Origin of the sequence: Neisseria sp. 23W00296, assembly GCF_044772855.1 — a bacterium.
Classification (GTDB): Bacteria; Pseudomonadota; Gammaproteobacteria; order Burkholderiales; family Neisseriaceae; genus Neisseria.
Genome location: NZ_CP173024.1, coordinates 1,317,418 through 1,332,609 on the forward strand (window position 1 = coordinate 1,317,418; position 15,192 = coordinate 1,332,609).

Here is a 15,192-nt window from a genome sequence, read left to right on the forward strand (position 1 = left end):
GCGCCCCAAGCGCGGGGGAGGGTCGGGGTGGAGCGGCAGTTCGCAGAACTGCATTTGTGCCGCTGCCCCGCAGAAACAACCGCAACGACACAAACCCCGCCAAATGGAAAACGGACGAGGTTGCAACTGTTTCAAACAACAGCAAGGCCGTCTGAAAACGAAGTTCAAATCCCGTTTGAAGCTTTTCAGACGGCCTCAAAGCCCCGCAACATCTTCCTGCCACCGCACGCCTTTCCTATATAATGCCGCCTCTTTTTCCGACCGAGCGCACACATGAAAAAATACCTTTTCGCACCGGCCGCCGCCCTGCTGCTGGCTGCCTGTTCCTCCGCCCCGCCCGCCTATTACACCCTGCCTGACAGCCGCTTCGAGATGCCGCAGCACACGGCAGGCAAAACGGAAACCGCCGTGCGCGTGGTTCTGGCCGAACCGCTCGGCAGCGGCGGCCCCGCCTACCAGTCCGACGCCCTGCGCCTCGAACCGGCACGCAGCCATCTGTGGGCGCAGCCGCTGGAACAGGCCGCCGCCGCCCGTTTTGCCAACGAGTTCAACCGCATGGGCGATGCACGGCGCTATTTCGTTCCCGCCCACCAAAGCAGCGCAGCGCAGCGCGTTACCGTGTATATCGAAGCCTTCCAAGGCACCTACCTCGGCCACACAGTAGTCGAAGGCTATGTGCGCTCGCCCGAAGGCAGCCGCCGCTTCCGTGCCGAAACGCCGCAGCAGGGCAACGGCTACGCCGCCATGCTCGAATCCCTGTCGCAGGGCATCTCTGCCGCTGCCGCGCAGGTATACGGCCGCTAACCCCCCCCGCTTTCAGACGGCCTGTAAGGCCGTCTGAAACGCCTTTTCTCATCCAAACCTTATGTCCAAACCGCAAAAATCCGCCCTGCCCCTGCGTGCGGCCGTCGTCGTTGTTCTGCCGCTGCTCACCATCGGCTGGTTTCTCCTCTTTCCCGCACAAACACACACCCGCTTCCTGATCAACGGCATCATCCTGGCCTGCGAATGTACCTTCCTGTTCAAATACGTGCTGTTCGCCGTCATCGGCAGCCGCTTGAAAGGCGATATGAAAGCGGCGCGGCAAAACACCCTCCTTTTCCTACCCCTAGCGCTGTTTGCTCTTTATATCTGCCATTATTTCGGCGCGTTCTGAAATTTTGTTGACAATCCCCGCTGCCTGTTTTAAAGTCCGCGCCATTATTCCGCATCTGCCCCCAAGGGAAAACACCATGCTTATCCGTTCAGCCGTTTATTTCTGTTGGTATCGCACCTCTGTGCGGTATCTTTTTGCGTCTGCGTAAAACGAATAAGCAACAGCAAAAAAGCCGCCAGTCACATCCGAACAGGCGGCTTTCTTGTATCCGAACCCTTTTACAGGCCGTCTGAAACCCAAAGACTTTCAGGAGCCTGATATGCAAACCGTACGACAAACCCGCCCCGCCGCCGCAACCGAAATCCTGCACCGCTGCTGCCTGCTCTCCGAAGAGGCGCTCGGCGCAGCCCTCCCGCCGCAAAGCGGCCACGCCGCCGCCGAAGCCCTGCTGCCGCAAATCCGCGCCGCCGCCATGCTGATTGCTGCCGAGCGCCACGATTTTTCCGGCCGCAGCCCGCAAACCTTCGCCGACGAAGCCGACTGGTTTGCCGCCCGCATCCTGGTTTTGCGCGTACGCGCCTTCCACATCGGCATCGGCCGCCGCTCCGTCCTCGCCGCCGCCAACCGCCGCGCCGCCGCCTTCGCCGAACGCCGCGGCCTGCCCTTTGTTCCCGCAACGGCGGTTTTGAGCCTGCGGCGGCACGGCAGCGGCATCACCGTTGCCGACTGCGCCCTGCCCTGCGGCGGCAGCGACCTCGGCCCGATAGAAAACGCCCGCCGCATCGCCGCGCAGCTGCCCGACTTCTCTTAGGGGCTGTTAACATTCAGCCTTGCGGCGGCGTTTTTGGCAAAAAACCGTCCCGCAAGCCGAATGTCAACAGCCCCCGGGCCGTCTGAAACGGCACAAACACACACAGAAAGCCCCTCCATGCAGCAACTGCTCCGCGACAAAATCCGCAATGCCGACTACATCCGCATCATCGAAACGCACAGCGCGCCGTTCAGCCCCGCCGAAACCGCCCTTTTGGCCGAAATCCTCGGCCGCTTCGATTTCGACGTAGTGCAGGAACAGGCGCTGGCGCAGGCCGTGATGCAACAGGCACGTTTCGACCCCAACACCCTGCACATTGAAGAATACGACGACGAAGACGTCACCGGCATCTGCCCCCACTGCCTCAACCCGCCCGTGCCGCCGCTGCGCGACTACCTGATGTGGCGCGAAAAATAAACGCCCCGCAGCCGCAAACAGCACAAAGGCCGTCTGAAACCGTTTTTGGAAACCCATCCGTGAAACCCGCCATCCGCCTCCTTCTCTGCGCCGCCCTGCTGCAACTGGCAGCCTGCGGCGGCATCAGAAAACCCGCCGCCACCGCGCACAAAACCAAACCCGCCCGCAGCGCCCAAACCATCCGCATCACCCATGTCGGCCGTACCGCAGGCGGACAGGAGCTGATGCTGCACAGCATGGATCTGGTCGGCACGCCCTACCGTTGGGGCGGCAGCAGCGACAGCGGTTTCGATTGCAGCGGCATGGTGCAGTATGTCTACAAAAACGCCATCGACGTCAGCCTGCCGCGCAGCTCGCGCGACATGGCCGCCGCCAGCCGCACCATCCGCACGCAGGATCTGCAAACGGGCGATCTGGTGTTTTTCAACATCTCCGGCCGCGGCGTCTCCCACGTCGGCCTGTATATCGGCAACGGCCGCTTCCTCCACGCCCCGCGCTCCGGCAGCAGCGTGCAGACCGAAAGCCTGAGCACGCCCTATTACGCCAAACGCTTTGTCAAAGCAGGAACGTTCTTCTGAACATACCGCCCGAACGCAAAAGACCGTCTGAAACCGTTTTTCAGACGGCCTTTTGTTATAATCCGCGCCTTTCATTCCCCTCATTCCCCGCCGCCACCGCCATGAACCCCGCACAATTCAAACACGCCGCCGCGCTCTCGGCCGAAGTCCTCACCTTCCGCCAGCCCGCCGATGCCGCCGTTTCCGCCTACTTCCGCACCCACAAAAAACTCGGCCGCCAAGACCGCGGCGAAATCGCCGAAACCGTCTTCGCCGCCGTGCGCCACTACCAGAAAATCGCCGCCGCCCTCCGCCGCCCGCACGCGCAGCCCGAAAAAGCCGTCCTCGCCGCCCTCGTACTCGGACGCGGCTTCAACATCAGCGGCCTCGACGGACTGGCCGGTGCCGAAGAAAAAGCCTTTCTCGCCGCCCTCAAAGCCCGCAAAACCGAGTTTTCAGACGGCCTCCACACCGCCGCCGAACTGCCGCAATGGCTGACCGACACCCTGCGCGGCAGCGGCTTTGCCGACGAAGACATCCTCGCCTTCGGCCGCAGCGCCGCCCGCCCCGCCCCGCTCGATCTGCGCGTCAACACCCTCAAAGCCCGCCGCGACAAAGTGCTCGCCGCCCTGCAAGAAGAAGGCCTGAAAGCCGAAGCCGCACCCTATTCCCCCTGGTGCATCCGCCTGCACGACAAAACCGCCCTGCACGGCCACCCCCTCTTTCTCGACGGCACACTCGAAGTACAGGACGAAGGCAGCCAGCTCATCGCCCTGCTCCTCGGCGCCAAACGCGGCGAAATCGTCGTCGACTTTTGCGCCGGCGCAGGCGGCAAAACCCTCGCCATCGGCGCCATGACAGCCAACAAAGGCCGCATCTATGCCTTCGACGTCGCCGAAAAACGCCTCGCCAACCTCAAACCGCGCATGACCCGCGCCGGCCTCACCAACATCCATCCCGAGCGCATCGGCAGCGAACACGACCCGCGCATAGGCCGTCTGAAAGGCAAAGCCGACCGCGTCCTCGTCGACGCCCCCTGCTCCGGCCTCGGCACACTGCGCCGCAACCCCGACCTCAAATACCGCCAGTCGCCCGACACCCTCGCCAAACTCGTGCAGCAGCAGCACAGCATCCTAGCCGCCGCCGCCGGACTCACCGCCCCCGGCGGCCGCCTCGTCTACGCCACATGCAGCATCCTGCCCGAAGAAAACGAGCGGCAGGCCGAACGCTTTTTGGCCGAACATCCCGACTTCGAGCCGCTCGACTGCGCCGAACTGCTCGCCGCCCAAAAAGTCCCTCTCGACACCGGCCGCTACCTGCACCTCAACACCGCCGCCCACCACACCGACGGCTTCTTCGCCGCCGCCTTCCAACGCAAAGAGGCCGTCTGAAAGCGAAGCAAGCAACCCGCCATGAAAACCTTCCTGAAAAAACAGACCGCCTGGCTCACCGACCAAGCGCTCTGTCTTACCGTTTCCTTCCTCACCGGCGTCAAACCGCAAAGCGCCCGCCTGCCCGACTTCACGCCGCAGCGCAAAATCTACTACGCCAATCACGGCAGCCACGGCGACTTCATGCTCGTATGGATTTCCCTGCCCCGCCGTTGGCGCACCGCCGCCCGCCCCGTCGCCGGATCGGACTACTGGCTCACAGGCCGTCTGAAACGCTTCATCATCCGCAACGTCTTCAACGCCCTGCTCATCCCGCGCCACAGCGGCCGCCCGCAGGACATCACCGAGCAAATGGCCGCCGTCCTCGATGCGGGCGACTCCCTCATCCTCTTTCCCGAAGGCACGCGCAACACCGACGACCAAACCCGCCTGCTCCCCTTCAAATCCGGCATCTACCACCTCGCCCGCGCCCGCCCCGACACCGAACTCGTCCCCATCTGGATAGACAACATCAGCCGCGTCCTGCCCAAAGGCAAAATCCTCCCCGTGCCCCTGCTGTGCGAAGTCCACATCGGCTCCCCCCTGCGCCTGCACGACAACGAAGACAAAGAAAGCTTTCTTGCCCGCAGCCGCGAAGCCCTCCTCGCCCTCGCCCCCGCCGACACCAAGGCCGTTTGAAAAGCAGGGAAACCCTTTTCAGACGGCCTCCGACCCGTTTTGTTGCCAACCGCAAAGAAAGAGCCCCGACCATGCTGATCACCAATATCGAAACCGTTCCCGGCCGCACCATCGTCCGCCACCTCGGCCTCGTGCAAGGCTCCACCGTCCGCGCCAAACACGTCGGCCGCGACATCATGGCCGGGCTGAAAAACATCGTCGGCGGCGAACTCAAAGGCTATACCGAGCTGCTGAACGAAGCGCGCGAAGAAGCCATAGCCCGCATGAGCGAACAGGCGCGGCAGATGGGCGCGAACGCCGTCGTCAACGTCCGCTTCTCCACCGCCTCCGTTGCCGCCGGTGCGGCGGAAATCTTCGCCTACGGAACCGCCGTCGTCATCGAAGACTAGGAGGCCGCCGTGAACCAGCCCGACAACAGCACCGTCTCCCTCATCCTCGCCGCCTGGCCGATATGGGTGCCCCTCATCCTGATAGCCGTCAGCTTCTTCACCGGCCGGCACAACGAAAAAAAACACCTCGCCGACCTCGAACGCCGCGAAGCCGGCTTGCGCCACATCACCCTTGTCGCCGTCAAACACCCGCCGCCAACCTTCGTCGCCGACCGCCTCGTCTGCGGCAGCGTCGTCCTCACCTCCGACAGCTTCCGCAACCTCGTCGCCCTGCTGCACAACCTTATCGGCGGCCGCATCGGCGTGTACGAAACCCTGCTCGAACGCGCCCGCCGCGAAGCCCTGCTGCGCCTGAAAGAAAAAGCCGCCGCCCTCGGCGCGGACACCGTCTGCAACGTCAAAATCGACACTGTCACCATTTCCCAGCCGACCGATCAGAGCAAAGGAGGTCTTGTCGGCACGGTGGAAATCCTCGCCTACGGCACGGCAGGCAATACCGCCCGCTGAGCCGACGCGGCAGAAAGGCCGTCTGAAAGCCCGGATTCGGCTTTCAGACGGCCTCTGTTATTTGCCGACAAGACAGCTTGTCAGTCTATGCCGATGTCCAGACACACGGTTTCGCCGCAATATGCCCTGCCCGCTTCTCTCAAATGCGCGGGTTTGTAAGCGGCGAAGGCGTAGGTGATGTCGGCGCGGAAGGTGTCTTTGTCGGCCGTGCCGCTGTCGCAGTTCAAACCTGTAGGGATGTCGAGCGCGGCTTTGAGGCCGTCTGAACGGTTCAGCAGGCGGCAGACGGCGGCAATGTTTGCGGGCAGCGCGCCGGTAAAGCCCGTGCCGAAAATGCCGTCGATAATCAGCGTGTAACCGCTTTTCAGACGGCCTTCGAGTTCGTCAGCGGCGATAATTTCGATGTTTGCCAACCCTTGCAAACGGCGGCGGTTGAGTTCGGCCAATTCCGACAAACCACTGCCCGCTACAAACGCAATGTCCGCGCACCAGCCCGCCGCCTGCAACACCCGCGCGATAACGAGGCCGTCGCCACCGTTGTTGCCCTTGCCGCACACAATCAGTGCATGCCCCGCCTCGGGCAGCCGCCGCAGCAAATCCGCCGCAGCTGCTTGCCCCGCGTTTTCCATCAGTCCTTCAAACGTTGCACCCTTATCCACGGCAGCCTGCTCGCGCTCGCGCATTTGTTGCGATGTGTAGATTTTCATGGGTTTCTCCTTTGTGAAGCCGGTAAAGCGAAAGGCCGTCTGAAAACCCTTCGCGGCTTTCAGACGGTCAATCAAACAAAACTGCGCCGATACGCGCCAATACGTCGTCCAATACATAATCGGGTACGGTTTCTTTAAATGTGGCGCGGCGGATTTTCCAGTCCAGCGATTTGAGTTGGTGGCAATGGACGTTTCCCTGCGTATCCGTTCCCGTGCCCAGCAGCGTGGAAACCATGCCGCTGCTTCTGGCCTGCATCGCGCCGCCCTGAGAAATCGGGCAGGCAAACACCAATCCGGTGGCGCGGTTGAACGCTTTGGGCGATAAGGCCAGAGCGTAATGGCCGCCTTTCATTTCGCTGCCGACGGCGGGGTCAAACGCCAAATGGAAAATGTCGCCACGGTCGGGAATGTACATCACAACACCTCTTCACCGGCATCTGGCATCGCTTCCCAGCCCTCTGTGCGCGGCGGCTCCTGCTGCATTTCGGCCAGCAAATCGGCCAGTTGGTAGCGCGGACGGCTCACGGCTCTGAGAATCAGTTCGTTGTCGCGGATTTCGGTTTCCAAACTGTCGCCGATTTTCATGCCAAGCTGTTTCAGCATTTCGGCAGGCAGGCGCACGGCCGCGCTGTTGCCCCATTTTTGCAATCTCAACATGATAATGTTCCTTTTCAAATGAGTAGATACATTGTAGAAACATCTTAACCGGCCGTCAATCAAAAAGGCCGTCTGAAAACCCTTCGCGGCTTTCAGACGGCCTTTGCCGTGTCTAATCTTGTTTCAACGCTTCCAGCAGCCTGCCGTGTATGCCGCCGAAGCCGCCGTTGCTCATCACCAAAATATGGTCGCCCTGTTTGGCGTTGCGGGCGATTTCGGCGACGAATGCGTCAAAATCTTTGCCAACGTGCAGCTTGCCGCCCAGCGGGGCGAGGGCTGCGGCCACGTCCCAGTCCACGCCGCCGGCGTAGCAGAACACTTGGTCGGCTTCGGCGAGGCTCGCGGGCAGCGCGGCTTTCATCGTGCCGAGTTTCATGGTGTTGGAACGCGGCTCGAGCACGGCCAGAATCCTTGCGCTGCCGATACGCTGGCGCAAACCGGCCACGGTGGTTGCGATGGCGGTGGGGTGGTGGGCGAAATCGTCGTACACGGTTACGCCGTTTGCTTCGCCTTTGATTTCCATGCGCCGCTTCACGTTTTTAAACGCGCTCAGGGCTGCGCAGGCCGTCTGAACGTCCACGCCGGCGTGGCGGGCGGCGGCAATCACGGCCAGCGCGTTCATGCGGTTGTGTTCGCCCATCAGGTTCCACGCGATGTGTCCGGCCTTTTTGCCTTGGAACAACACGTCAAACGCGCCGCCGTCAAACACTTCGCCCACCTGCCAGCCGTCGGCCGTGCCGAAGGTTTCCACGGGTGTCCAGCAGCCTTTGTCGAGCGTGTCGCGCAGGCTTTGTTCGCGGCCGTTGGCGGCAATCAGGCCGTCTGAAGGAATGGTGCGGACAAGATGGTGAAACTGGGTTTGAATCGCGGCCAGGTCGGGGAAGATGTCGGCGTGGTCGTATTCGAGGTTGTTCAACACGGCCGTGCGCGGGCGGTAGTGGACGAATTTGGAGCGTTTGTCGAAAAAGGCGGTGTCGTATTCGTCGGCCTCAATCACGAAAAACGGCGATTTGGAATGCGGGTCTTGGCGCGGCGTTTGCGGCAGGCGGGCGGATACGCTGAAATTTTCCGGCACGCCGCCGATAAGAAAGCCCGGCGCGAGTCCGGCAAATTCGAGTACCCACGCAAGCATCGAGGCGGTGGTGGTTTTGCCGTGCGTACCGGCCACGGCCAGCACCCAATGCTTGTGCAACACGTTTTCCGCCAGCCATTGCGGGCCGGATGTGTAGGGCAAACCCCGGTTCAAAATGGCTTCCACCACGTCCATGCCGCGCTTGGCCACGTTGCCGATCACATACATATCGGCCGGATACTGCTGCAACTGCGCCGCGTCGAAACCTTCATGTACGTCTATGCCCAAGGCTTCAAGCTGGGTGCTCATCGGCGGATACATTTTCGCGTCGCAACCGCTGACTCTGTAGCCCGCCTCTTTGGCAATCGCGGCCACGCCGCCCATAAATGTGCCGCCGATGCCGATAATGTGGATGTGTTTCATGGTGGTTCTGCCGGATGGAAAAGGGCGGATTATAGCCCAAGCGTTTGTTGGGGAGGTCGTCTGAAAAAAGGCCGTCTGAAAAGCGGCGGAGCACTTTTCAGACGGCCTCTATGCCCTAGGGCGTGTTTACAATCAGAACTTGTAGTTCACGCTCAGGCGGAAGTCGCGGCCGACTTCGGGCAGCGACGAGCCGTCGCGGGCGCTGCTGCGCTGGCTGTGCGGTTTATACAGTTTGTTACCGACGTTGTTGACGGCAAAGTTGACGTTCAGGTTGTCTTTGCCGGTGGGCTTCCAGTTGGCGAAGATGTCGTTGACGCCGTAGCCCGCGCGCACTGTGTTGGTGCCGCCCGAGCCGCGCTGGCTGGTGCCGGTGTCGTAAACCGATTTCTGAACGTAGCGGCCGCGCCAGCCGATTTCCAGATTCGGACGCTCGAAGCGGTAGGAGAGGCCTGTTGTCCAGGTGCGTCCCATCGGGATGGCGGTGACGATGGAGTCGAGGCTGGCGCCGTCCATTTTCGGCTTGTTGTAGGCCATGGCGGCGCGGGCGGTGAGACCCTGCCAGCGGTAGGCCGCGCCCAGTTCGTAGCCGCTGTTTTTCAGCGTGCCGCCGTTGTAGTAAAGGTAATGGTCTTTCGTGGGTAGGTTTTTTACAGCCTGAACGTCTTTAATCTGCTGGTTGAAGTAGCTGGCATTCAGCGAGAGGGCGTTGTTCCAGTTGTATTTCACGCCGACTTCGGCATTGCGCGAGCGTTCGGCTTTCAAATCGCCGCTTATGTGGGAATAGCGGCCGCCGGAAAGGGCAACTTCGGTCAGGCGCGGGCTGCGGCTGGCGTAGTTCAGGCTGGCGTTGAGCGAGAGTTCGGGCGTGATGTCGTAAATCGCGCCGATGCTGGGGTTGACGTTGTGGCCGGACGCTTTGCCGTTGGAGAAGGTGGCGTTGAAGCGGTCGTAACGCAGGCCGGTGGTGAGGGTGACGGGTTCGATGTCCCAAATACCTTCGAGATAGAAGCCGGTATCGGTTTTTTTCTCTTGGTTGAGACCGGCTTTTAATGTGCGCGGCTCGGCTTCCTGATGGCGCCAGTTGATGCCGTATTTGAGGGTGTGGCGGTCAAACAGGCGGCTGTCGAGTTTGAGGTTGGCGCCGGTGGTGCGCACTTTGGCATCCAGCTCGTATTGGCTGCCGCTGGCTTCGTCTCGGTTCATCACTTTGCGGTACACGTTGGCCTGGGCTTGGCTGATGAAGCCGATGTTGTGGCCGAGGTATTCCAGGTTGGTGGTGTCGTGGGTCAGCGTGCGGTATATCGGGCTGTTGTTTTCGGTGTCGGGTACGCAGCTGCCGTCGGGATTGTAGATAATCGGGCCGCCGCGTCCGCGTGTTTTACAGGCTTGGGAGAAGTCAAACTCTTCGCGCAGGGCACGTGTACCGTAGGTTTTTTCCTGACGGTGGCTCAAGGTGAGGCGGTGGTCTTCGTTGAAGTTGTAGCTGATTTTGCCCAACAGGCCGCGTTGGCCGAGGGCGCTGTTGTGCACGCGGCTGCTGTGGTCGTGGGGCGCGTAGCCTTTGCCCGGTTTGTAGTCTTTTTCGGTAACCCAGTTGGCGGCAACAACGGCATCGAAGCCGCCCGCGCGGCCGTAGGCGGAGAAGCCTCTGTTCCAGCCTTTGTTGCTGGACACGCCGGCGTTGACTTTAAAGCCGAAATCTTGACCATCGCGCAATAAATCTTTGGCATCAATGGTTTGTGCAATCACCGCGCCGCTGGTCGCGCCGATGCCCGCAGAGGCCGAGCCCGTGCCTTTTTGCACGCCGATCACTTTCACCAGCGCGGGATCGAACAGGAAGCGGCCGTTATGGTGGAAAAGCTGGGTGTCGGAATAGGTGTCGTCCACTTTCACATCGATTTGATCCTGACCCATGCCGCGGATGGTGACCCATTGCGATGTGCCGTTGCCGCCGCCGAAGCTGACAGCGGGTTCGGCGGAGAGCACGTCTTTCATGTCGGTGGCGGTGCTCTCGTCGATGCTGCGGGTGTTCACGCGGTGGGTGGCCGATACGCCTTGGCCGCGCACGTGCACGGTTTCGAGGCCGGAAGCCTCCTGCGAGGCATCGCCGTCGGCTGCTTGGGCAAAACCGCTGCACAGGGCGAGCGTGATCAGGCTGAGGGAGAAATGGGGGAAGCGGGGGTTTGTCTGCATAAGGCAAAACTCCTTGAATTTGAGGCCGGACGGCAAGGCAGAGGCCGCCGGAAATGTTTTAAAAATAAGAAAAAGATGATTAAAAACGGAAAAAGAACGTCGGGTTTGGGCAGCAAATCCCAACGTACGCCATGATTATAACTAAAATTTGTTATCGTTTGTACTGTTTGTTTTAAGAAATGCGTCAGATACGCTTTTAAGGCCGTCTGAAACGCAGTCTCAACGAACTCGAAAGCCCGCTGCTTTGTTTTAACTTCGTTGAAGCTTGGCTTTCAGACGGCCTTTTGCCGCCGCAGACAAAACAGCGCCGACAGGAAAAACGCCAGCTGCGCCAGATTGAAAGTTGCGCCGCCGACGGCTGCCGCGGCAACGGATTGGGGAAACAGGCTGCACAAAACGGCAATCAGCGCCCCGACAGGCAGCGGGTTGAACCATGCCGCCCGCCGCGGCAGGCTGGTTTGCCCGCGCAGGGTCTGCACCAGCAGAATCAGAAATGCCGCCGCCGCGCAGCCCACAGAAGCCCACCAATGGACGGCGAGCATACGGTAGAAAGCGGCAAACTGCGCCAGCAGCAGCGCATGGTCGGCAGGCGCGGCATTCGGCAGCGTCTGCGCCGACATACCCAGATAGTAAAAACCCGCATGCCCCAGCGGCGAGAGCGCGTAAGCCGCAAACAACAGCGCAAAACAGCACGCCGCCGCCCTGCCCCGCCGCATCAGCCGGTACACTCCGAAAGCGGCGGCCAGATACAGTGCCACAGAGAACGTGGCGGGCAATACGCCCCAAAACAGCCGTTCGGGCGAACCGTCCAGCATCAGCAAGGCCAAATCCGCTTTTCCATCCAAATCCGCCGCCAGCGTTTGCGACAGCAGCGGATATTTTTCCGGCGCGGGCACAAAGCCCACCAGCAGCATATCCGCCGCCGCCCAGCAGACCGCCGCCAACGCGCCCGCCGCCAGCAGCGGCTGCGTGGCAACGGCATGGCCGCCGCGTTTTTCAGACGGCCTTTCCGCTTCGGCCGCCGCATCTGTTTTGCCCATGGCATCCTCCTTTTCGTTTGCCAGCCGTTTGAGGCCGTCTGAAAAACGGTTTCAGACGGCCTCAAACGCCGTTCCGTTTCATATAAACCGCTGCGATTAAAGCACATTCCCGCCCGCCGTCCAAACCGCCAGCGCCTGATGCGCGGTTTTTCAGACGGCCTTGATGGTAAAATGCCGCCGTTTTCCACTCTCCCGCCGTTTGATGACCATCCTCCAAGCCCTTTTCGTCCTCGTGCTGCTGATTACCGTCAGCGCATTCGTTTCCAGTGCCGAACTCTCGCTGGCCTCGGCGCGCAAAATCAAGCTGCAAGTGATGGCCAAAGACGGCGGCGACACCCGCGCGCTCGACGTACTCAATATGCAGCAGCAGCCGGGCAGCTTCATCACCATCGTCCAAATCGGCCTCAACGCCGTGGCGATTCTGGCCGGTATTGTCGGCGAAGCGGCGGTGCGGCCGTATTTCGCGTCGTTTTTCAACCGCTTCGGAAGCTGGGGCGAAACCGCCGCGCCGCTGCTCACCTTCGTTCTGGTAACCGGCAGCTTCATCCTTGTGGCCGACCTGATGCCCAAACGGCTGGCCATGAACTATCCCGAAGCCGTGGCCGTGCGCATCGTGCGGCCGATGATGTTTCTGATTTTCCTGTTGAAACCCTTTGTCTGGATATTCGACGGCCTGGCCAACGCCGTGTTCAAGCTGCTGAAAATTCCCACCGTGCGCCAAGAGCAGCTCACCTCCGAAGACATCTACGCCGTGGTGGACGCCGGCGCGCAGGCGGGCGTTTTAAAAGAGCAGGAGCACTATCTGATCGAAAACATCTTCGACATGCAGGAGCGCACCGTCACCTCCACCATGAACACCCGCGAATACATCGCCTATTTCGACAAAAACGACGACAGCGACACCGTGATCGCCGCCATGTCAGAAAAGCCGCACAACAAATTCCTCGTCTGCGACGGCGATTTGGAGCGCGTGATCGGCTACATCGAATCGCACACCCTGCTCACCCTGTTTCTCAAAGAAAAAAACGTGCGCCTCACCGACAAACGCGTGCTGCGCAAAGTGCTGTTCATCCCCGACACGCTCTCGCTGTTCGACGTTTTGGAAACCTTCAAAACCTCGGGCGAAGATTTTGCCGTCGTCGTCAACGAATACGCGCTGGTGGTCGGCGTGGTAACGCTCAAAGACGTGATGAGCATCGTGATGGGCGAACTCGTCAACACCGAAGAAGAGCCGCAAATCATCCGCCGCACCGAAGACACCTGGCTGGTGGACGGCGCGACCCCGCTGGCCGACGTGATGCGCGCCCTCGACATCGAAGCCTTCCCCAACTCGGAAAACTACGAAACCATCGCCGGCTTCATGATGTACTCCCTGCGCAAAATCCCCAAGCGCACCGATTCCGTCGTCTACGGCCCTTACAAATTCGAAATCATCGACACCGAAAACCTGAAAATCGACCAGCTTCTGGTGACACGGCAGGAAGCCGCGCGGGAATAAACGCGGCAAAGCAAAAGGCCGTCTGAAAGCCCTGTTTCGGGGTTTTCAGACGGTCTTTTGTGTCTTTTTGGCTCTTTATTCGCCGCACAAAGAGCGAACCTGCTGCGGCACTTCGCCGCTGCATATCCAAGTAATCTGCCTGCCTTCCTGCAAGGGCAGCATCACCAGCGCTTTTTCGCCGTCGACGGGCGTGGCGTTGATGGTGCCTTGCAGGATGCTGACGTTCTGCCAGTATTTCTGCTGGGTGTCGTTCAGGGTGAGCGCTTCGGTGATTTGGTTCAGCTCCACGCCCTGCGACACACGCTCGGCAACAATGTTTTGCGTGAAGACCAGCGCGTCGGCGGGCGAATCGGGATTGGCCGCGGGTTTGAGCTCGATTTCGGGCGCGGGTTTGCCGGTGACCGACGACACGGCAACAGGCTCTTCCAAGCCGGCCAGGCGGTAAACGGGCTGGACGAGATGGTTGAACTGAGGCGCAAATTGGGTAACGGCAGCGCAGAGGCCGACCAACAGCAGGCACAGAAAGCCGAGGATTTTTCCCGTCAGCGCCGCGCCGCCTTCGCCTTTGAAGCCGCAGACAAGAGCCAAAACGGCCAGCGCCACAGGCAGGGCATAGGACGGCATGCCGGTATCGGCCAGCAGGGTGCCCATGTCCAGCGCGTTGAGCAGCGGCAGCACGGCAAAGGCGGCGATGCCGAATAAGAGCGCCAAAGCGCCTGCCGCCGCACCGGGGCGCAGCGGCTTTTTCACGGGGGCTTTCTGATCGAAAGGAGTGGTTTTCTTGAAGAGTGGGAGGGAAAGTTTCGCCATAATGTGAAAGTGCTTAACTGAAATTTAAAATGTCCGCGATTTTAGCAATTTGCGTTAAATCAGGCAATCTCAGGCCGTCTGCAAGGGCGGTTTCAGACGGCCTCTCGAACAATTAGTTCCTGCCGCAGCAGGCTTTGTATTTTTTGCCGCTGCCGCAGGGGCAGGGGTCGTTGCGGCCGGTTTTCGCTCCTTCGCGGCGCACGGTTTGCGGCTTGTTTTTCACCGCGTGCCAGTAGGCGTGGATGTCGCGCACGGCATGGGGGACTTCGTCTTGCAGGCTGCGGATTTCGCTGTCGTCCAAATCGGAGAGGACGTCGTCTTCTTCGTAAATGCCGCCCAGTGCCATCAGCGGGTAGAACAGGTCTTCAAACTCTTCGTCGTCGATGGCGGCAAACCAGTCGGTCGGCGTGGTGTCGAGGGCGTAGAGGTAGGCGTTGCACCAGGAAAAGTAGTCGGGTTCGCCGTTGTCGTATTCGTGCAGTAGCAGCGCGGGCGGCTGTTTCTGCGCCCACGCCTGCCGCAATTCTTCCGCCCATGCGCTCACGGCTTGGCCGACGCGGGCTTTGTCTTCGTCGTTCAAGGGGGAGTTGCGGCAGGTTGTCGGTGATGTCGTCCGGGCCGCTTGCCCAAGCGGTGAGATAGGCTTGGACTTCGTCGTCGCGCATGGCCGCGCCTTCGGCGGCATGGGCGTTGAGCAGTTGTGCGATGGTTTGTTGCGGGGTCATGGGGTTTCCTTACTTACATAGTGAAACAACACGAAAATCTACGGCGTTGCTGCGCCTTGCCGTACTACTTGTACTGTCTGCGGCTTGCTGCCTTGTATCTTTCCGTGTTGTTTCACTATAAAAACGGCGCACTGTTCCATACAGTGCGGCAGATGAAAAACGGCAGGGATGAGGCCGTCTGAAAGCAGGGCTTCAACGAAGTTAAAACCCCTTTTTCGGTT

Annotated in this window: 17 protein-coding genes and 1 pseudogene; 10 read left to right on the top strand and 8 right to left on the bottom strand. The window is 60.7% G+C overall.

The window, feature by feature from the left end:
• The first annotated feature begins 273 nt into the window (after positions 1-273).
• The 9 genes from ACG2K1_RS06520 (at position 274) to ACG2K1_RS06560 (ending at position 5,846) form a co-directional block, all read left to right on the top strand.
• Positions 274-804, top strand: a complete 531-nt coding sequence (locus ACG2K1_RS06520; protein ID WP_009426646.1) for a membrane integrity-associated transporter subunit PqiC — start codon at positions 274-276, stop codon at positions 802-804.
• Between the two features lie 61 nt (positions 805-865).
• Positions 866-1,156 (top strand): hypothetical protein, encoded by a 291-nt coding sequence (locus ACG2K1_RS06525; protein WP_009426645.1) that lies wholly within the window; start codon positions 866-868, stop codon positions 1,154-1,156.
• A gap of 259 nt (positions 1,157-1,415) precedes the next feature.
• Positions 1,416-1,907 (top strand): hypothetical protein, encoded by a 492-nt coding sequence (locus ACG2K1_RS06530; RefSeq protein WP_009426643.1) that lies wholly within the window; start codon positions 1,416-1,418, stop codon positions 1,905-1,907.
• A gap of 117 nt (positions 1,908-2,024) precedes the next feature.
• Complete coding sequence (locus tag ACG2K1_RS06535) at positions 2,025-2,324, top strand: hypothetical protein (protein ID WP_009426642.1); 300 nt, start codon at positions 2,025-2,027, stop codon at positions 2,322-2,324.
• Positions 2,325-2,383: 59 nt separating this feature from the next.
• The gene (locus ACG2K1_RS06540) at positions 2,384-2,902 is read left to right on the top strand and encodes a C40 family peptidase (protein ID WP_051040451.1); all 519 of its coding nucleotides are present in this window, start codon (positions 2,384-2,386) and stop codon (positions 2,900-2,902) included.
• 101 nt (positions 2,903-3,003) lie between these two features.
• Positions 3,004-4,272, top strand: a complete 1,269-nt coding sequence (locus ACG2K1_RS06545; protein WP_395428541.1) for an RsmB/NOP family class I SAM-dependent RNA methyltransferase — start codon at positions 3,004-3,006, stop codon at positions 4,270-4,272.
• Between the two features lie 21 nt (positions 4,273-4,293).
• A complete protein-coding gene (locus ACG2K1_RS06550) occupies positions 4,294-4,950 on the top strand; it encodes a 1-acyl-sn-glycerol-3-phosphate acyltransferase (protein WP_009426639.1) in 657 nt (218 codons plus the stop codon).
• Positions 4,951-5,021: 71 nt separating this feature from the next.
• A complete protein-coding gene (locus tag ACG2K1_RS06555) occupies positions 5,022-5,339 on the top strand; it encodes a YbjQ family protein (RefSeq protein WP_009426638.1) in 318 nt (105 codons plus the stop codon).
• Between the two features lie 9 nt (positions 5,340-5,348).
• Complete coding sequence (locus ACG2K1_RS06560) at positions 5,349-5,846, top strand: YbjQ family protein (protein WP_395428542.1); 498 nt, start codon at positions 5,349-5,351, stop codon at positions 5,844-5,846.
• An 80-nt stretch (positions 5,847-5,926) separates the two neighbouring features.
• On the opposite strand, the gene ACG2K1_RS06565 is transcribed toward ACG2K1_RS06560, so the two are convergent.
• The 6 genes from ACG2K1_RS06565 to ACG2K1_RS06590 all read right to left on the bottom strand — a co-directional run bounded on the left by ACG2K1_RS06565 (position 5,927) and on the right by ACG2K1_RS06590 (position 11,938).
• Positions 5,927-6,553: an NAD(P)H-hydrate epimerase gene (locus ACG2K1_RS06565; RefSeq protein ID WP_395428543.1), complete on the bottom strand. Its 627-nt coding sequence runs from the start codon at positions 6,551-6,553 to the stop codon at positions 5,927-5,929.
• Positions 6,554-6,620: 67 nt separating this feature from the next.
• Positions 6,621-6,968 (bottom strand): type II toxin-antitoxin system PemK/MazF family toxin, encoded by a 348-nt coding sequence (locus ACG2K1_RS06570; protein ID WP_009426635.1) that lies wholly within the window; start codon positions 6,966-6,968, stop codon positions 6,621-6,623.
• Complete coding sequence (locus ACG2K1_RS06575) at positions 6,968-7,210, bottom strand: AbrB/MazE/SpoVT family DNA-binding domain-containing protein (protein WP_395428544.1); 243 nt, start codon at positions 7,208-7,210, stop codon at positions 6,968-6,970. The genes ACG2K1_RS06570 and ACG2K1_RS06575 overlap by 1 nt, the downstream gene beginning before the upstream one ends.
• Before the next feature lie 112 nt (positions 7,211-7,322).
• Positions 7,323-8,705, bottom strand: coding sequence for a UDP-N-acetylmuramate:L-alanyl-gamma-D-glutamyl-meso-diaminopimelate ligase (gene mpl / locus ACG2K1_RS06580; RefSeq protein WP_395428545.1), 1,383 nt, complete (start codon positions 8,703-8,705; stop codon positions 7,323-7,325).
• Positions 8,706-8,837: 132 nt separating this feature from the next.
• The gene (locus ACG2K1_RS06585; RefSeq protein ID WP_009426632.1) at positions 8,838-10,898 is read right to left on the bottom strand and encodes a TonB-dependent receptor domain-containing protein; all 2,061 of its coding nucleotides are present in this window, start codon (positions 10,896-10,898) and stop codon (positions 8,838-8,840) included.
• A 272-nt stretch (positions 10,899-11,170) separates the two neighbouring features.
• Positions 11,171-11,938, bottom strand: a complete 768-nt coding sequence (locus tag ACG2K1_RS06590) for a DUF6796 family protein (RefSeq protein WP_395428546.1) — start codon at positions 11,936-11,938, stop codon at positions 11,171-11,173.
• 202 nt (positions 11,939-12,140) lie between these two features.
• Between ACG2K1_RS06590 and ACG2K1_RS06595 the strand changes: the two genes are divergently transcribed.
• Positions 12,141-13,436, top strand: a complete 1,296-nt coding sequence (locus ACG2K1_RS06595; protein ID WP_395428547.1) for a hemolysin family protein — start codon at positions 12,141-12,143, stop codon at positions 13,434-13,436.
• Positions 13,437-13,511: 75 nt separating this feature from the next.
• Here the strand turns inward: ACG2K1_RS06595 and ACG2K1_RS06600 are convergent, their stop codons facing one another.
• Both ACG2K1_RS06600 and ACG2K1_RS06605 read right to left on the bottom strand, forming a co-directional pair.
• The gene (locus tag ACG2K1_RS06600; RefSeq protein WP_009426629.1) at positions 13,512-14,246 is read right to left on the bottom strand and encodes a hypothetical protein; all 735 of its coding nucleotides are present in this window, start codon (positions 14,244-14,246) and stop codon (positions 13,512-13,514) included.
• Positions 14,247-14,358: 112 nt separating this feature from the next.
• Positions 14,359-14,971: pseudogene (locus tag ACG2K1_RS06605) on the bottom strand (UPF0149 family protein).
• Positions 14,972-15,192 lie beyond the last annotated feature (221 nt).